Consider the following 15,381-nt stretch of genomic DNA (forward strand, 5'->3'; position numbering starts at 1 on the left):
TTTTTTTTGCATGCAGCCCCCATCTTGGTTTCAAGCTAATTTTTCAACTGTCATAGAGGCGAAATCATGAAGACAACCATCGAATTGCCTCTCCTGCCGTTGCGTGATGTCGTCGTCTATCCGCACATGGTTATCCCGCTGTTCGTGGGGCGCGAGAAGTCTATCGAAGCCCTCGAGGCCGCGATGACGGGCGACAAGCAGATTTTGCTGTTGGCCCAAAAGAATCCTGCTGATGATGATCCAGGCGAAGACGCACTGTATCGCGTCGGTACCATTGCCACCGTATTGCAATTGCTCAAGTTGCCTGACGGCACCGTCAAGGTGCTGGTGGAAGGTGAGCAGCGTGGTGCGGTCGAGCGCTTCATGGAGGTGGACGGCCACCTGCGCGCCGAAGTGGCGCTGATCGACGAAGTCGAAGCTCCAGAGCGCGAATCCGAAGTGTTTGTGCGCAGCCTGCTCTCGCAGTTCGAGCAGTATGTGCAGTTGGGCAAAAAAGTCCCGGCTGAAGTCCTGTCTTCCCTCAACAGCATTGATGAGCCAAGCCGCCTGGTCGATACCATGGCCGCGCACATGGCGCTCAAGATCGAACAGAAGCAGGACATCCTCGAAATCATCGACCTGTCGGCTCGTGTTGAGCACGTGCTGGCGCTGCTGGATGGCGAAATCGACCTGCTGCAGGTTGAAAAACGCATCCGCGGTCGCGTGAAGAAACAAATGGAGCGCAGCCAGCGCGAGTACTACCTGAATGAGCAGATGAAGGCCATTCAGAAAGAACTCGGCGACAGCGAGGAAGGCCACAACGAAATCGAAGAGCTGAAGAAGCGCATCGATGCCGCCGGCCTGCCGAAAGACGCCCTGACCAAAGCCACCGCTGAGCTGAACAAGCTCAAGCAAATGTCGCCGATGTCGGCCGAAGCCACTGTGGTTCGTTCCTATATCGACTGGCTGGTGCAAGTGCCGTGGAAGGCCCAGACCAAAGTGCGCCTGGACCTGGCGCGTGCCGAGGATATCCTCGACGCCGACCACTACGGCCTCGAAGAAGTCAAAGAGCGCATCCTCGAATACCTCGCCGTGCAAAAGCGCGTGAAGAAAATTCGTGGCCCGGTGTTGTGCCTGGTCGGTCCTCCGGGGGTGGGTAAAACCTCCTTGGCGGAGTCGATTGCCAGCGCCACCAACCGCAAGTTCGTGCGCATGGCCCTCGGTGGTGTGCGTGACGAGGCGGAAATTCGTGGTCATCGCCGTACTTACATCGGTTCGATGCCAGGAAGATTGATTCAAAAGATGACAAAAGTTGGCGTGCGCAACCCGCTGTTCCTGCTCGATGAAATCGACAAAATGGGCAGCGATATGCGTGGCGACCCGGCGTCGGCGTTGCTCGAAGTGCTCGACCCGGAGCAGAACCACAATTTCAACGACCATTACCTGGAAGTCGACTACGACCTGTCCGACGTAATGTTCCTGTGCACCTCCAACTCCATGAATATTCCGCCGGCGTTGCTGGACCGGATGGAAGTGATTCGTCTGCCGGGTTACACCGAAGACGAGAAGATCAATATCGCCGTCAAATACCTCGCGCCCAAGCAGATTTCGGCCAACGGCCTGAAAAAAGGCGAGATCGAATTTGCGGTCGAGGCGATCCGCGACATCGTTCGTTACTACACCCGCGAGGCCGGTGTACGGGGCCTTGAGCGTCAAATTGCGAAGATCTGCCGCAAGGCGGTCAAAGAGCATGCGCTGGAAAAACGCTTCTCTGTGAAGGTAGACGCCGACTCCCTGGAACACTTCCTGGGCGTGAAAAAATTCCGTTACGGCCTGGCTGAGCAGCAGGACCAGGTAGGCCAGGTGACAGGCTTGGCGTGGACCCAGGTGGGCGGCGAATTGCTGACCATCGAAGCTGCGGTAATCCCGGGCAAAGGCCAATTGATCAAGACCGGTTCGCTGGGTGATGTGATGGTCGAATCCATCACGGCTGCGCAGACCGTGGTGCGCAGCCGCGCGAAGAGCCTGGGGATCCCCCTGGACTTCCACGAGAAGCACGACACTCACATCCACATGCCGGAAGGGGCGACCCCGAAGGACGGCCCTAGCGCCGGTGTAGGGATGTGTACGGCATTGGTGTCGGCATTGACCGGCATACCTGTACGCGCCGATGTTGCCATGACCGGCGAAATTACCCTGCGTGGTCAGGTATTGGCCATCGGTGGTCTGAAAGAGAAATTGCTCGCTGCACACCGGGGCGGTATCAAGACTGTGATCATTCCTGAAGAGAATGTTCGCGACTTGAAGGAAATTCCTGACAACATCAAGCAGGATCTTCAGATTAAACCGGTTAAATGGATTGACGAGGTCCTGCAAATTGCGCTGCAATACGCGCCGGAGCCCTTGCCAGATGTGGCTCCGGAGATTGTCGCGAAGGATGAAAAACGCGAGTCTGATTCCAAGGAAAGAATTAGTACGCATTAATGCCGTTAAGCCTGGGGGCTTCCTTGACAGCTTTTTAGAGCCCTTGTTATAAAGCGGCTCTTAAGTGTCTGTAGGCCATTCAGCACTGGTTTTTGCTTTCACCAAAAAACTTAGAACCATACTCAATAGATATATAAGGGGACTTAGAGTGAACAAGTCGGAACTGATTGATGCTATCGCCGCATCCGCTGATATCCCGAAAGCTGCTGCTGGCCGTGCGCTGGACGCAGTAATCGAATCCGTCACTGGCGCTCTGAAGGCCGGCGACTCCGTGGTACTGGTAGGCTTCGGTACTTTCTCTGTGACTGATCGCCCAGCTCGCACTGGCCGTAACCCACAGACTGGCAAAGCACTGCAAATCGCTGCCGCCAAGAAACCAGGTTTCAAAGCCGGTAAAGCCCTGAAAGAAGCTGTTAACTAAGTTTCGCTCAAGCCTTACCTACCCGGGTCAGACGCAGGTCTGGCCTGGCAGCGGAGCGGCAGCTGACCCAAGTATCCATCGGGTCGCCACGCCGGGGGTGTGGGTTCAAACCCCCGTCCGCTCCGCCAGTTACGAGAAGGCGCATCCTCGGATGCGCCTTTCTTCTATCCGGACTCTACCCACGCTCCACGGTTGCCTAATTTTTGAAGATCAACCGTTTCTGGGGGACGCATGCTGCAGAATATCAGGGACAATTCACAAGGCTGGATTGCCAAAACCATTATCGGGATCATCGTCGCATTGATGGCGTTCACCGGTATCGAGGCCATTTTCCAGGCTTCGACCAACAACAAGCAGGACGTGGCCAAGGTCAACGGTGAAGAGATCACCCAAACCGAACTGAGCCAGGCCGTCGACATGCAACGTCGCCAGCTGATGCAACAGCTGGGCAAGGATTTTGATGCGTCTCTGCTGGACGAAAAACTGCTGCGCGAAGCGGCCCTCAAAGGGCTGATTGATCGCAAGCTGTTGCTGCAAGGCGCGGCTGATTCCAAGTTCGGCTTCTCTGAAGCTGCTCTGGATCAGGTGATCCTGCAGACGCCGGAATTCCAGGTGGACGGCAAGTTCAGCGCTGAGCGTTTTGACCAGGTGATCCGTCAGCTGGGCTACAGCCGCATGCAATTCCGTCAGATGTTGAGCCAGGAAATGCTGATCGGCCAGGTTCGCGCAGGTATTGCCGGCAGCGGTTTCGTCACCGATGCTGAAGTGCTTGCATTCGCCCGTCTGGAAAAGCAGACCCGTGATTTCGCGACCGTGAACATCAAGGCCGACCCTGCGGCGGTGAAACTCACCGACGACGAGGTCAAGGCTCACTACGACCAGCACGCCAAAGAATTCATGACCCCGGACCGGGTGGTCATCGACTATCTGGAATTGAAGAAGTCTTCCTTCTTCGACCAGGTCACCGTGAAGGATGATGAGCTGCAGGCTGCCTATCAGAAAGAAATCGCCAACCTCGCTGAACAGCGTCGTGCCGCGCACATTCTGATTGAAGTCAACGACAAGACCACCGACGCTCAAGCCAAGGCGAAGATCGAAGAAATCCAGGCACGCCTGGCCAAGGGTGAGAAGTTCGAAGCCCTGGCCAAGGAGTTCTCCCAGGATCCAGGTTCGGCCAGCAATGGCGGCGACCTCGGTTTTGCCGGCCCTGGCGTCTACGATCCTGACTTCGAAACGGCCCTGTATGCCTTGAACAAGGACCAGGTGTCGGCACCCGTGCGCAGCACATTCGGTTGGCACTTGATCAAGCTGCTGGGCGTCGAAGCACCGCAAGTGCCATCGTTCGCCAGCCTGAAAGACAAGCTGACTCGCGAGCTCAAGACCCAACAGGTTGAACAGCGCTTCGTCGACGCTTCCAAGCAATTGGAAGATGCGGCATTCGAAGCGTCCGACCTGGCGCAGCCGGCGTCGGATCTGAAGCTGACCGTGCACACCTCCGCGCCGTTTGGCCGTGAAGGTGGTGAAGGTGTTGCGGCCAACCGTGCCGTGGTGACTGCTGCGTTCAGCCCGGAAGTGTTGGATGAGGGTGCCAACAGCGGCGCCATCGAGCTGGACCCGGAAACCATCATCGTGCTGCGTGCCAAAGAGCACTTGAAACCTGCACAACTGCCTCTGGAAAGCGTCTCTGCGGCGATCCGCACACAGATGACCAAAGAGCGCGCCAGTGCAGCGGCCAAAGCCCATGCCGACGAGTTGATCGCCAGCCTGCGTGATGGCAAGACCCCACTGAACCAGGCGATTGACGGTCAGGCATGGAAAGTCACTGAAGCGGCTACCCGTAGCCAGGAAGCGATTGACCCTGCTGTGTTGCAAGCCCTGTTCCGCATGCCCAAGCCTGCGAGCAAGGACAAGCCGACCTTCACCACGGTTACCCTGGCTGACGGTAGCCTGGTGATCGTACGCTTGATTGGTGTCAACGAAGCGGCGGCGCCTACGGACGAAGAAAAGGCGCAATACCGCCGCTTCCTCGCTTCCCGTATTGGCCAGCAAGACTTTGCTGCGTACCGCAAGCAGTTGGAAACCAAGGCTGACATCAAGAAGTTCTGATGGTGCTTTGACTCAAAAGCCCTCGGTCTGAAAGGACCGGGGGCTTTTTTATGGGCGCTGTCGTGTGCCGATCAAGGCCAGCGACATCAGTAGCACGACCGCCCATGCAAAGGCTGTGACGCCCCAGCTTTGCAAGAGCAACCCGCCCGCCAACCCGCCGCCCGCTATTCCCAGGTTCCACACGGTGACCAGCATCGACTGCGCGGCATCCGCCGACGCTCCCGCCGCCTTGGCCAATGCCGTTTGCAGCAACGCCGGCAAACCGCCAAACGCCAGGCCCCATAAAGCCACCGCGCTATAGATAACCGCGGGCGAACTGATCCAGAACGCCAGCATCCCGGCGATCAAGCCAAACAGCCCACAGCTGACCACCAGCAGTGCGGCCAACCACCGATCAATCAGCACGCCGGCTAACCAAATACTCAGCAGCGCTGCCAGGCCGAATACCAGCAATACCCGGTCGATGTCGGCAGTCATCCCGGCAGGCACCAGCAGCGGGGCGATATAGGTGTAGAGAATGTTGTGCGCCAGCACGTAGGTAAAGGTCACCCACAGCACGGGGCGTATGCCTGGCAACGCCAGTACTTGGCGCAGAGCCAGGCGCTTTTCGGCCGGTTCGCCGGCGAAGTCCGGGAGCTGCCAGCGCGCCTATACCAGCAGCACTAGCGTCAGGCCCGACATGATCGCAAAGCTCAGGCGCCAGCCGATGGCCGTGCCCAGGAGCGTGCCCGCCGGTACACCGAGGGACAAGGCCAGCGGAGCTCCCAGCATGGCCACGGCAATCGCCCGACCTTGCAGGTGTGGCGCGACCATGCGGCTGGCATACCCTGCCAGCAGCGCCCACAGCAGCCCGGCAAATACCCCGGCACAGAAGCGCGCGGCGAGGGTCAATCCGTAGTGGCTGGAAAGCGCAGTGACGCTGTTGACCAAGGCAAAGCCGCCGATGGCCAGCAGTAACAGCGGCCGCCGACGCCAGCTGCGAGTCAGCAGTGTAAGCGGGATAGCGGCGAGCAGTGATCCGAGGGCGTACAGGGTGACCAACTGGCCGACCAGTGCAGGCGAAACACTCAACCCCTCGCTCATCTGCGGCAACAGCCCGGCCGGCATGGCTTCGGTGAGGATGGTAATGAAGCCCGCCGAGGCCAACGCCAGTAGGTCGCCGAGGGGGAGCGTGTCGCGTTGGGTGGCAGGTGCTGCATCGGTAAGTGAGGGGCTGTGGTTCATCGCGCTCTATCCATGCATAAGGGCAAGGCATCAGGGTAGAGGGCTGTTAAGGGCGGAAAAACAGGCTAAGGTTCCGAACTTATCGGACGCTGATGTCCGTAATCTACTGGGGTAGGGCGATGGACAGTCTGAGCAGCCTTTCGGTATTCGTGCAGGTTGCGGAGATGCGTAGCTTTACGGCCGCTGGCCGCGTGTTGGGGGTGTCTTCTTCTGCCGTGGGCAAAAGCATTGCCCGCACCGAAGAACGCTTGGGCGTGCGCTTGTTTCATCGCAGCACGCGCAGCATCACCTTGACCAGCGAAGGGGCATTGTTCCTTGAGCGTTCGCGACGGATTCTGGCCGAGGTCGAGGCGGCGGAGCAGGAATTGACGGCGGCCAGCGCCACGCCCCGGGGCAAGCTGCGTATCAGCCTGCCACAAGTGCGCGGCCTGTTGCTGCCGGTGCTCAGTGACTTCATGCGCAGCTATCCGGACATTGAGCTGGAGGTGGATTTTTCCGACCGCATGGTGGACGTGATTGAGGAAGGGTTCGATGCGGTGATTCGCACCGGCAAGCCGGAGGATTCGCGTTTGATGGCGCGGCATCTTGGGCATTACCGCTTGGTACTGGTCGGCACCCCGGCGTACTTCGCGCAATACGGTACCCCGCAACAACCACCGGACCTGGCCGGCCACGCTTGTCTGCGTCACAAGTTCTGCGCTACCGGCAAGCTTGAGCCCTGGCCCTTGCGAGCGGTGCCAGGCGCGGTGGAGCCTGTTTTGCGCGCACCGCTGATCACTACCACCATCGAGTCCCTCAACCATGTCGTGCTCGAAGGCCTCGGCGTCGCTTGCCTGCCGGACTTCATGGTCAACGAGGCGGTGCAGCAGGGGCGCTTGCAGCGGGTGCTGGACGACTACCTGGAACATCGCGGCAGCTTCTGGATGTTATGGCCATCAAGTCGCCACGCTTCGGCCAAATTGCGCGTGTTTATCGACCATATGTGTGCCGGGCTTTTTCCTGCAGGCCCCGTCCTGTAAGGCTGTGACGTTTTACCGACAGGAATGCGCGCGCCGGGACCCCGTTCTGTAGCACAATACCGCCCTGACTGTTTTCCTCAGGATTTTCGATGTCGACATCATTTCACTTGCGTAGCCTCGGGCTGGCGCTGGTGCTGGCGGGCGCCGCGGGCTGCTCGTCACCCAAGACCGCCATTTACGAACATGAGAATTTCGACGACTCCGGCACGTTCTCCCGTGATTACCCGGTCAGCGACGCGGCAGCCTGCGAGGCTGCGCGGCGCGCGCTGTTGAGCCAGGGCTACATCATCACCAGCAGCGATCCAAAGCTGGTCGTGGGTAACAAGAGTTTCCAGCAGACCGGCGAAACCCACCTGCAGATCAGTTTCAACGTGGTCTGCGCCGATGATGGCAAAGGCAATAACCACTCGACGATGTTTGCCAACGCCTTGCAGGATCGCTACGCGCTGAAAAAGGTCAACAACTCCGCTAGCCTCGGTGTGGGTGTGTTGGGCTCGGTGTCGATGCCGATTGGCTCCACCGATGACTCGATGGTGAAGGTGGCGAGCGAGACGGTTTCGGCGCCGAAGTTCTATGAGCGTTACTTCTCGCTCGTGGATGTATTCCTGCCGCAAGAAGTGAAGAAGGCTGCGCATATTCCAGAGACGCCAAAGGCGGAGCTGGGCGTGCCGGAGCCGAAAGCGGCGCCGGTTGCTGAAAAGGTTGAGACGCCAACGGAAACACCGGCAACGCCTGCCGCTTCGGAGCCGGTTGCCACGCCACCGGAGGCGGCACCGATTGCGCCCAAAGCAGAGCCTGCCGCAACGCCTGCCGCTGAGCCTGCCCCTGCGCCGACCAATCCAAACCTGCCGGCGCCCACAGAGGCGATTCCGCCCCTGCCAACCCCTTCGCAGTAACGTCGAGCGCTACGGGGTGGGTTTTTTCGACCTTCCCCCCGTAGCGGCTCAAGCTGCCACGGGCACCTTTGCGACCGATTACCCACACGCCAGCGGCTCAACACCGCCAGTGCGATGAGGCGCGCGCGTTCGTCTCACAGCCCTGAGTGCTAATTCCGCTCAGCGCTGCTACGTTTTATCTTGAAGTGCAGGAACGTCACGGCGTCGACATTTTTTCGTCATCACGGCACTTTAGGCTGGCTGTGCAGGTCATTTATTGGCAGCCGCTTTAAACCAACAAGGAGTCCACCATGGACGAATACCAAGAAGAACTGCTTGAGTACCACGCGTTTGAATTGGATCCGCTGGATCCGGTCGATGACGCAACCGAGCTGTAAGACCGACTTCAGGCGGAATGCCGCTGACTGCGGCGAAATTCCCCTGGGGTCTGGTTGTTCCACCGCCGGAACGCCCGTTGAAAGGCCTGGGCTGAGGCAAAACCGAGCAAGTAGGCGATCTCGCCGAACGCCAGCTCCGTATCGCGAATGTAGGTCATGGCCAAGTCGCGGCGGGTGTCGTTGAGAATCGCGCGAAACTGAGTGCCTTCTTCGGCCAGTTTGCGGCGCAGCGTCCAGGTAGGCAGCTTCAGGCGTGCCGCCACTTCTTCCAGGTCGGGCTCCCGGCCGCCATTGAGCATCGGCCCGAGCAACCGGGTGATGCGCTCGCGCAGGCTGCGCGTGCGGGTCAACTGCTCCAACTCGTGTTCACATAACGTCAACAACAGGTGCCAGGTACTGGGGCAGTGCTGCGGGTTACGCAGGGCCAGGGTCTGCTGGTTGAGGCGCAATTGATTGGCCTCGGCGCCGAAGTGGATCGGGCTGTCACCGAGTACACCGTACTGTTCGCTGTACGCCGGGGCTTCAAACTCGATCTCGATGCGCTGTGCCTGCACCGGTTGCTGTGCCACGCTCGACAATTGCTGCAGCCAGCCGGCGATGATCGAATCCACCACAAAGCGGTTGTAGGCGTTGTAAGGGCTGATGGAATAGAAACGCAGCCAGGCGCCCTCGGGGTCTTCGTGAAAGCTTGATTGGCCGCGGTAGTTGGAGCCGTACAGCGCTTCAAAACGCGTCAATGTTCGCGCCGCTTCTCGCACATTCGGTGCCTGTGCGGCAGTCACTCCGGCCAGCCCGGCCTGGCTCAGACGACTCAGTTGGCCCATGCGCAGCCCCAGGCCGGGGTCGCCGGTCAGTTGGATGGCGGCATGGCCCAGGCGCATGTAGCGCGGAATCGACAGGCGCGCGCCGGCTTCGGCGAGGCGCGCCGGGTCCAGGCCGTATTGCAGCAGCAGTGGTTGCGGGTCCAGGCAGTGGCTTTGAATGGCGTCCGCCAGGGTGTGCACGAAGCCCACCGAAAGATCGCCCAGGCGCACCGGCTTCACGGCGCTACAACCAGATATTCAGCAGGCGCGCGCCACGGGCGTCATTGCCTGTGACGACGTGCCCGTTGCTGCTGAGGAAGCTGTGCCCGGCGGTGCCCAGGTCCCAGAATTGCCCGCGCAGGAATACGCTCATCCCGGCGTTTGCCTGGCTGATCGGCTGTTGGCTGATCAGGGTGAGGCGGCGCCAGGCTTCGCCTTCGCTGAGTTCTTCGGGTTTGAGGCTGATTTCCTGCGGCGTGGAAACGCTTTTGAAACCGCGCCATGGACGGTCCCAGGTGTCGCGGCCGGTCACAAAGGCGGGCACTGCGACCAATTGCGCGCCTTGCTCGTTGAGTTTGCGGTAGTTGTCCGGGTACCAACTGTCGCTGCCGATCAGGATGCCCAGGCGCCCGGCCGGGGTGTCGACCACGCTGACGATGTTCTCATCGCCCGGCTCGATAAAGCCGCGCTCGTCGTAGATCGGGTAGAACTGGCGCTGTGGCTGGCCGACCGGCAAACCGTCCGCACCAAACACCAGGCTGGCGTTATATAACGCGCCATGCCCGACCTGCAGTTGCCCCTGACTGACACTCGGGTTGGGCAGGGCGATAGAGCCGGCCACCAGCGTGACCCCGAATTCTTTGGCCAGGCCGCCAAACAGCGCCTGATAGTCGCGGGCCATGGCCGGTGCTTTCATGCGCAGGTAAGCGTCGTCCATGCGGTTATCGCCCGTGGCGCTGATCCACGCGCGGGCGAATTGCAACGGGTTGCTGGCCGACAGCCAATTCATTGCATCTTTCAGGTGAACCGCCTGGTACAGCTCGTTCTTCTCGCCGCTGAGCATCAGCCAGGTGCCGATGTGTTCCGGCAGCACGACAATCGTCTTGTCGTTGATCAAGCCTTGGTCCCGCGCGTTTTGCAGGTAAGCCGCGAGCTTCAGGTGCAGGCGTTCCAGGCTTTGATAATCAGCGGGAAACAGCTCCGGCTGGATACCCAGCAAGTTGCCACGATCGGCGGGTTGGCCTTCGTTGATGGCCAGGGTGATGCGCAGGTCCGACAGGTAATGCGCCACAGGGCGCTCCTGGGTCCAGACCAGATACGCGGCGACGGCGGCAACCAGGGCCATGGTGACGGTGAACGCTAGAAGTTTACGCATGGGGCAACAGACAACAGACCGGGTGCAGGGTTCGCCGACTAGGGTAGGGCCCAGGCAGCGGCTTGCCAAGGGGCGCTGTACATTTGGATCAATAACTTGTCAGTTTCAGTCATTGAGCGCTCGTCCGTCGCCTCTTAGTCTGTGGGACATAAACCGATGGCGCGCCGTTCGAGCGCGTCACGTCCCGTGATGATCCGTTGTGGAGCTGTACCATGACCGCTGCTGCCTACCCGCACCTGCTGGCCCCGTTGGACCTGGGTTTTACCACCTTGCGCAACCGCACCCTGATGGGGTCGATGCACACTGGCCTGGAAGAAAAACCCGGTGGTTTCGAACGCATGGCCGCCTATTTTGCCGAGCGCGCCCGTGGCGGCGTCGGCCTGATGGTCACCGGCGGTATCGGCCCGAACGATGAAGGTGGCGTGTACGCCGGTGCAGCCAAACTGACCACCGACGAAGAAGCACAAAAGCACAAGATCGTGACCCAGGCGGTGCACGAGGCTGGCGGCAAGATCTGCATGCAGATCCTCCACGCCGGCCGTTATGCCTACAGCCCCAAGCAGGTCGCACCCAGCGCGATTCAAGCGCCGATCAACCCATTCAAACCCAAGGAGCTGGACGAGGAAGGCATCGAGAAGCAGATCCAGGATTTTGTCACCTGCTCGCTGCTGGCCCAGGTCGCCGAGTATGACGGCGTGGAAATCATGGGTTCCGAAGGCTACTTCATTAACCAGTTCCTCGTCGCTCACACCAATCACCGCACCGACCGTTGGGGCGGCAGCTACGAAAACCGCATGCGCCTGGCGGTGGACATTGTGCGTCGCGTGCGCGAAGCCGTCGGCCCGAACTTCATCATTATCTTCCGCCTGTCGATGCTCGACCTGGTGGAAGGCGGCAGCACTTGGGAAGAGATCGTGCAATTGGCCAAGGCCATCGAACAGGCCGGTGCGACGCTGATCAACACCGGTATCGGCTGGCACGAAGCGCGTATCCCGACCATTGCCACTAAAGTGCCGCGTGGCGCGTTCAGTAAAGTCACCGCCAAGCTGCGCGGCTCGGTGAAGATTCCGCTGATCACCACCAACCGCATCAACACCCCGGAAATCGCCGAGCAGATCCTCGCCGAGGGCGATGCCGATATGGTGTCGATGGCGCGGCCGTTCCTGGCCGACCCGGAGTTCGTCAACAAGGCCGCTGCCGGCCGTGGGGATGAAATCAACACCTGTATCGGCTGCAACCAGGCCTGCCTGGACCATACGTTTGGCGGCAAGTTAACCACCTGCCTGGTCAACCCGCGCGCGTGCTACGAGACCGAACTCAACTACCTGCCGGTGAAACAGATCAAGAAGATCGCTGTGGTTGGTGCCGGTCCTGCCGGCCTGGCGGCGGCCACCGTGGCGGCTGAGCGCGGTCATCAAGTGACGCTGTTCGATTCCGCCAGCGAGATCGGCGGCCAGTTCAATATCGCCAAGCGGGTGCCCGGTAAGGAAGAGTTTTTTGAAACCCTGCGCTACTTCAAGCGCAAGTTGCAGACCACCCATGTCGAGCTGTGCCTCAACACCCGTGTGGATGTCGCGCAACTGGCGGCGGGCGGCTATGACGAAATTATTCTGGCCACCGGCATTGCGCCGCGCACGCCGGCCATCCCGGGGGTCGATCACGCCAAGGTGTTGAGCTACCTCGACGTGATCCTGGCGCGCAAACCGGTGGGTAAGCGCGTGGCGGTGATTGGCGCCGGCGGTATCGGTTTCGACGTTTCCGAGTTTCTGGTGCATGAAGGCGTCTCCACCAGCCTGGACCGCGAGGCGTTCTGGAAAGAGTGGGGCATCGACACCCAACTGCAAGCCCGTGGTGGCGTGGCAGGCATCCAGCCGCAGCCCCATGCACCGGCGCGCGAAGTGTTCCTGCTGCAGCGCAAGCGCTCCAAGGTCGGCGATGGCCTGGGTAAAACCACCGGCTGGATCCACCGCACGGGCTTGAAGAACAAGCGGGTGCAGATGCTCAACAGCGTCGAATACTTGAAGATCGATGACGAGGGCTTGCATGTCCGCATCGGCGCCGAGGGTGAACCTCAGGTGTTGGCGGTGGACACTATCGTCATCTGCGCCGGGCAGGATCCGTTGCGCGAACTGCACGATGGCCTGGTCGCCGCGGGCCAGAACGTGCACCTGATCGGCGGCGCCGATGTGGCCGCCGAGCTGGATGCCAAGCGCGCCATCAACCAGGGCTCGCGTCTGGCTGCCGAGCTGTAAGGCGGCAAAACGGGGCGGTGGTAGACTACCGCCCCGGTTTTTATGCAGATGCTTTCCGATGGGTCCTTTCGACTGGCTTCCCCGTGCTCCACTTGAACCCTTGCCGCTGGATTGGCTGAACGGGGTCGAGTTGGCCGTGCTACGGCTGGACCGCATCGACCCACTGATCAGCGGCAACAAGTGGTTCAAGCTCACCCAGCACCTGGCCGACGCGCAACAGGCCGGGGCCGATGGGATCATCAGCCTTGGCGGCGCGCACTCCAACCATCTGCACGCGCTGGCGGCGGCCGGCAAGCGGTTTGATTTCCCCACCGTCGGCCTGTTGCGCGGCCATCCTCAAGACACGCCCACCATCCTTGATCTGAAAGCCTTCGGCATGCAGCTGCATTGGCTGGGGTATGGCGGTTATCGCGCGCGTCACGACGCCGGTTTCTGGCGGCCATGGCGCGAACAGTATCCGCACCTCTATCCCGTGCCCGAGGGCGGCGGCGGAACGGCCGGTGCAAGGGGGTGCGGGGTGTTGCTTGAGCAGGCGCGCGCGCAACTGAACGCGCTTGGTTGGGCTGATTACCACTCGTGGTGGTTGGCTGCGGGCACCGGCACCACACTGGCCGGGCTGGCGCTGGCAGAGGCGGGTGTGCATCCGGTATTCGGCGCCTTGGCGGTGCCGGATGATCACGGAGTTGCGCAGAACGTGCAGGCCATTGTGCAGCACGGCTATGAACTGCTGGACGCGAGCCGCGGTGGCTTCGCCAAGGTCGACCCGTTATTACTCAATTTTATCCAGGCCACGGAACAGGCATGCGGCCTACCATTAGAGCCGCTTTATACCGGCAAGGCCTTGCTGGCGTTGAAGCAACAGATCGAGGCCGGACGCTTCGTCCCCGGCACTCGCGTGATCTTCGTGCACACCGGCGGCCTGCAAGGCCGCCGGAGCTTGCAGAGCTAGCGCTTAGGCATCATGCGTAACACGGTGTTATCGCGCATGAAGTAATGGTGATACAGGCCGGCCACGGCATGCAGGCCGATCAGCCAATAACCGACGGTGCCGCCCAGCTCGTGCCATTCCTTGATCTGCTTGGACAGGTCTTTGTTTTCGCCAATCAAGGGCGGCAACTCGATCCCGTAGAACATCACGGAATGGCCTTGGGCACTGACGATCAGCCAGCCGAAAATCGGCATGCCGATCATGAACAGGTACAGCGCCAGATGCATCAGTGTCGCCAGTGCCGATTGCCATTGCGGCGGTGCCGGCACGATCTTCGGTGCAACGCCCAAGGTACGTGCAAACAGGCGCAGCCATACCAGCACAAACACGGTCAGGCCGAACATGTAGTGCATTTCTACAATCAGAGCCCGCCCGCCACTGCCTTTGGGAAAGACCCCGCGAAACTCAATGCAGGCGTAAACCACCGCCAGCAGCACCACCATCAACCAGTGCAGTGCAATCGACATGGTGCTGTAGCGCGTATCGGAATTTTTCCACGGCATCGCTTTCTTCCTCACTCATCAGGGCAAACCTCCGTTCTTTAGCGACGGAGTCCTATTACTGTAAGCCTGTTTTAGCGGGTTTGCCCGGTGCGAATGCCGTTGTATTGACCTCTATCAGTGGCTTTGCGGCATTTCACCGCGCGCCAGGCGCTGGTTGATGTCGGTGATCACCGCAGGCAGGTCGTTGATGGTGTCGATCAGGTAGTGCGGTCGCGAACCCTCGAACAACTTCTCGATGCGTGTGCGCTCGCTGGCCAGGGCGGCGGCGTCCAGGTCACGAAATTGCTCGTAGGTCAGGCCCAGCGCATTGCCGGAGCAGGTCAGTGCCACGGTCCACATGCCGGCGCGACGGCCTTCGAGGATGCCCGGTACGGTATCGTCGACCTTCACGCACGCTGCCACATCGTCAATGCCCAGCGCGATCACGTTGGCCAGTGCCTGGGCGGGCCACGGGCGGCCGTTGGGCACTTCGTCGGTGGCGACCACGTGGTCGGCGATGTAGCCGTTGGTGGCGGCCAGGGCGACCACCTTGTCCATCACCTGTTTGGGGTAGCCGGAGCAGGAGCCGATCTTGATGCCTTGCACACGCAGGCGGGCGATGGTGTCGAGGGCACCGGGGATCAAGGCCGAGTGCTCGGCGATTTTCTCGATCTGCAAGGGCATGAAACGCTGGTAGATCGAGGTCACATCGTCATCGGTCGGCGTGCGGCCAAAGGCTTTGCGGTAGCGTTCGGCGACCTGCGGTTGGTCGCAGAGCGTGCGGATATGGTCCCACTTGCCCATGCCCATCGGGCCACGGGCTTCTTCGATGGAGACTTGCACGTCGAACTCGGCAAACGCCTCGACAAAGATCTGCGTGGGCGCGAAAGAGCCGAAGTCGACCACGGTGCCGGCCCAGTCGAGGATCACGGCCTGGAGGGTGTTGGGGTTTTGATAGTTCATGGTTCAAATCCT

At 60.6% G+C, this 15,381-nt stretch carries 11 protein-coding genes and 1 pseudogene; 7 read left to right on the forward strand and 5 right to left on the reverse strand.

The features are described 5' to 3' along the window. Positions 1 to 66: 66 nt before the first annotated feature. The 3 genes from lon to JFT85_RS26730 all read left to right on the forward strand — a co-directional run bounded on the left by lon (position 67) and on the right by JFT85_RS26730 (position 4,990). Positions 67 to 2,463, forward strand: coding sequence for an endopeptidase La (lon, locus tag JFT85_RS26720; RefSeq protein WP_053256952.1), 2,397 nt, complete (start codon positions 67 to 69; stop codon positions 2,461 to 2,463). A gap of 133 nt (positions 2,464 to 2,596) precedes the next feature. After that, complete coding sequence (locus tag JFT85_RS26725) at positions 2,597 to 2,884, forward strand: HU family DNA-binding protein (RefSeq protein WP_221034285.1); 288 nt, start codon at positions 2,597 to 2,599, stop codon at positions 2,882 to 2,884. A 231-nt stretch (positions 2,885 to 3,115) separates the two neighbouring features. Continuing rightward, positions 3,116 to 4,990, forward strand: coding sequence for a SurA N-terminal domain-containing protein (locus tag JFT85_RS26730; RefSeq protein WP_073637828.1), 1,875 nt, complete (start codon positions 3,116 to 3,118; stop codon positions 4,988 to 4,990). A gap of 48 nt (positions 4,991 to 5,038) precedes the next feature. Here the strand turns inward: JFT85_RS26730 and JFT85_RS26735 are convergent. Beyond that, positions 5,039 to 6,214 (reverse strand): annotated as a pseudogene (locus tag JFT85_RS26735) (MFS transporter). A 119-nt stretch (positions 6,215 to 6,333) separates the two neighbouring features. Here JFT85_RS26735 and JFT85_RS26740 point away from each other — a divergent pair. After that, on the forward strand, positions 6,334 to 7,233 hold the full coding sequence (locus JFT85_RS26740; RefSeq protein WP_053256949.1) for a LysR family transcriptional regulator: 900 nt from the start codon (positions 6,334 to 6,336) through the stop codon (positions 7,231 to 7,233). An 89-nt stretch (positions 7,234 to 7,322) separates the two neighbouring features. Continuing rightward, positions 7,323 to 8,129 (forward strand): DUF2242 domain-containing protein, encoded by an 807-nt coding sequence (locus JFT85_RS26745; RefSeq protein WP_053256948.1) that lies wholly within the window; start codon positions 7,323 to 7,325, stop codon positions 8,127 to 8,129. Between the two features lie 385 nt (positions 8,130 to 8,514). On the opposite strand, the gene JFT85_RS26750 is transcribed toward JFT85_RS26745, so the two are convergent. Both JFT85_RS26750 and JFT85_RS26755 read right to left on the reverse strand, forming a co-directional pair. After that, the gene (locus JFT85_RS26750; protein WP_069551747.1) at positions 8,515 to 9,549 is read right to left on the reverse strand and encodes an AraC family transcriptional regulator; all 1,035 of its coding nucleotides are present in this window, start codon (positions 9,547 to 9,549) and stop codon (positions 8,515 to 8,517) included. Between the two features lie 4 nt (positions 9,550 to 9,553). Further along, positions 9,554 to 10,684, reverse strand: coding sequence for a carbon-nitrogen hydrolase family protein (locus JFT85_RS26755; protein ID WP_053256946.1), 1,131 nt, complete (start codon positions 10,682 to 10,684; stop codon positions 9,554 to 9,556). Positions 10,685 to 10,896: 212 nt separating this feature from the next. Between JFT85_RS26755 and JFT85_RS26760 the strand changes: the two genes are divergently transcribed. Both JFT85_RS26760 and JFT85_RS26765 read left to right on the forward strand, forming a co-directional pair. Next, complete coding sequence (locus tag JFT85_RS26760) at positions 10,897 to 12,936, forward strand: NADPH-dependent 2,4-dienoyl-CoA reductase (protein ID WP_201230721.1); 2,040 nt, start codon at positions 10,897 to 10,899, stop codon at positions 12,934 to 12,936. 58 nt (positions 12,937 to 12,994) lie between these two features. Continuing rightward, entirely contained in the window at positions 12,995 to 13,885 is an 891-nt protein-coding gene (locus JFT85_RS26765) for a 1-aminocyclopropane-1-carboxylate deaminase/D-cysteine desulfhydrase (protein WP_201230722.1), read from the forward strand. On the opposite strand, the gene JFT85_RS26770 is transcribed toward JFT85_RS26765, so the two are convergent. Further along, entirely contained in the window at positions 13,882 to 14,427 is a 546-nt protein-coding gene (locus tag JFT85_RS26770) for a cytochrome b (protein ID WP_053256943.1), read from the reverse strand. The genes JFT85_RS26765 and JFT85_RS26770 overlap by 4 nt on opposite strands. Before the next feature lie 114 nt (positions 14,428 to 14,541). After that, a complete protein-coding gene (phnX, locus tag JFT85_RS26775; RefSeq protein ID WP_053256942.1) occupies positions 14,542 to 15,369 on the reverse strand; it encodes a phosphonoacetaldehyde hydrolase in 828 nt (275 codons plus the stop codon). Between the last annotated feature and the right edge of the window lie 12 nt (positions 15,370 to 15,381).

It is taken from the genome of Pseudomonas sp. TH04, from assembly GCF_016651355.1.
GTDB classification, from domain to species: Bacteria; Pseudomonadota; Gammaproteobacteria; order Pseudomonadales; family Pseudomonadaceae; genus Aquipseudomonas; species Aquipseudomonas fluorescens.

Excerpts from the sequence above, each read along its gene's own strand:
- lon (WP_053256952.1), top strand. The coding sequence starts at position 67 with ATGAAGACAACCATCGAATTGCCTCTCCTGCCGTTGCGTGATGTCGTC.
- JFT85_RS26770 (WP_053256943.1), bottom strand. The coding sequence starts at position 14,427 with ATGCCGTGGAAAAATTCCGATACGCGCTACAGCACCATGTCGATTGCA.
- JFT85_RS26765 (WP_201230722.1), top strand. The coding sequence starts at position 12,995 with ATGGGTCCTTTCGACTGGCTTCCCCGTGCTCCACTTGAACCCTTGCCG.
- JFT85_RS26740 (WP_053256949.1), top strand. The coding sequence starts at position 6,334 with ATGGACAGTCTGAGCAGCCTTTCGGTATTCGTGCAGGTTGCGGAGATG.
- JFT85_RS26755 (WP_053256946.1), bottom strand. The coding sequence starts at position 10,684 with ATGCGTAAACTTCTAGCGTTCACCGTCACCATGGCCCTGGTTGCCGCC.
- JFT85_RS26760 (WP_201230721.1), top strand. The coding sequence starts at position 10,897 with ATGACCGCTGCTGCCTACCCGCACCTGCTGGCCCCGTTGGACCTGGGT.
- JFT85_RS26730 (WP_073637828.1), top strand. The coding sequence starts at position 3,116 with ATGCTGCAGAATATCAGGGACAATTCACAAGGCTGGATTGCCAAAACC.
- phnX (WP_053256942.1), bottom strand. The coding sequence starts at position 15,369 with ATGAACTATCAAAACCCCAACACCCTCCAGGCCGTGATCCTCGACTGG.
- JFT85_RS26745 (WP_053256948.1), top strand. The coding sequence starts at position 7,323 with ATGTCGACATCATTTCACTTGCGTAGCCTCGGGCTGGCGCTGGTGCTG.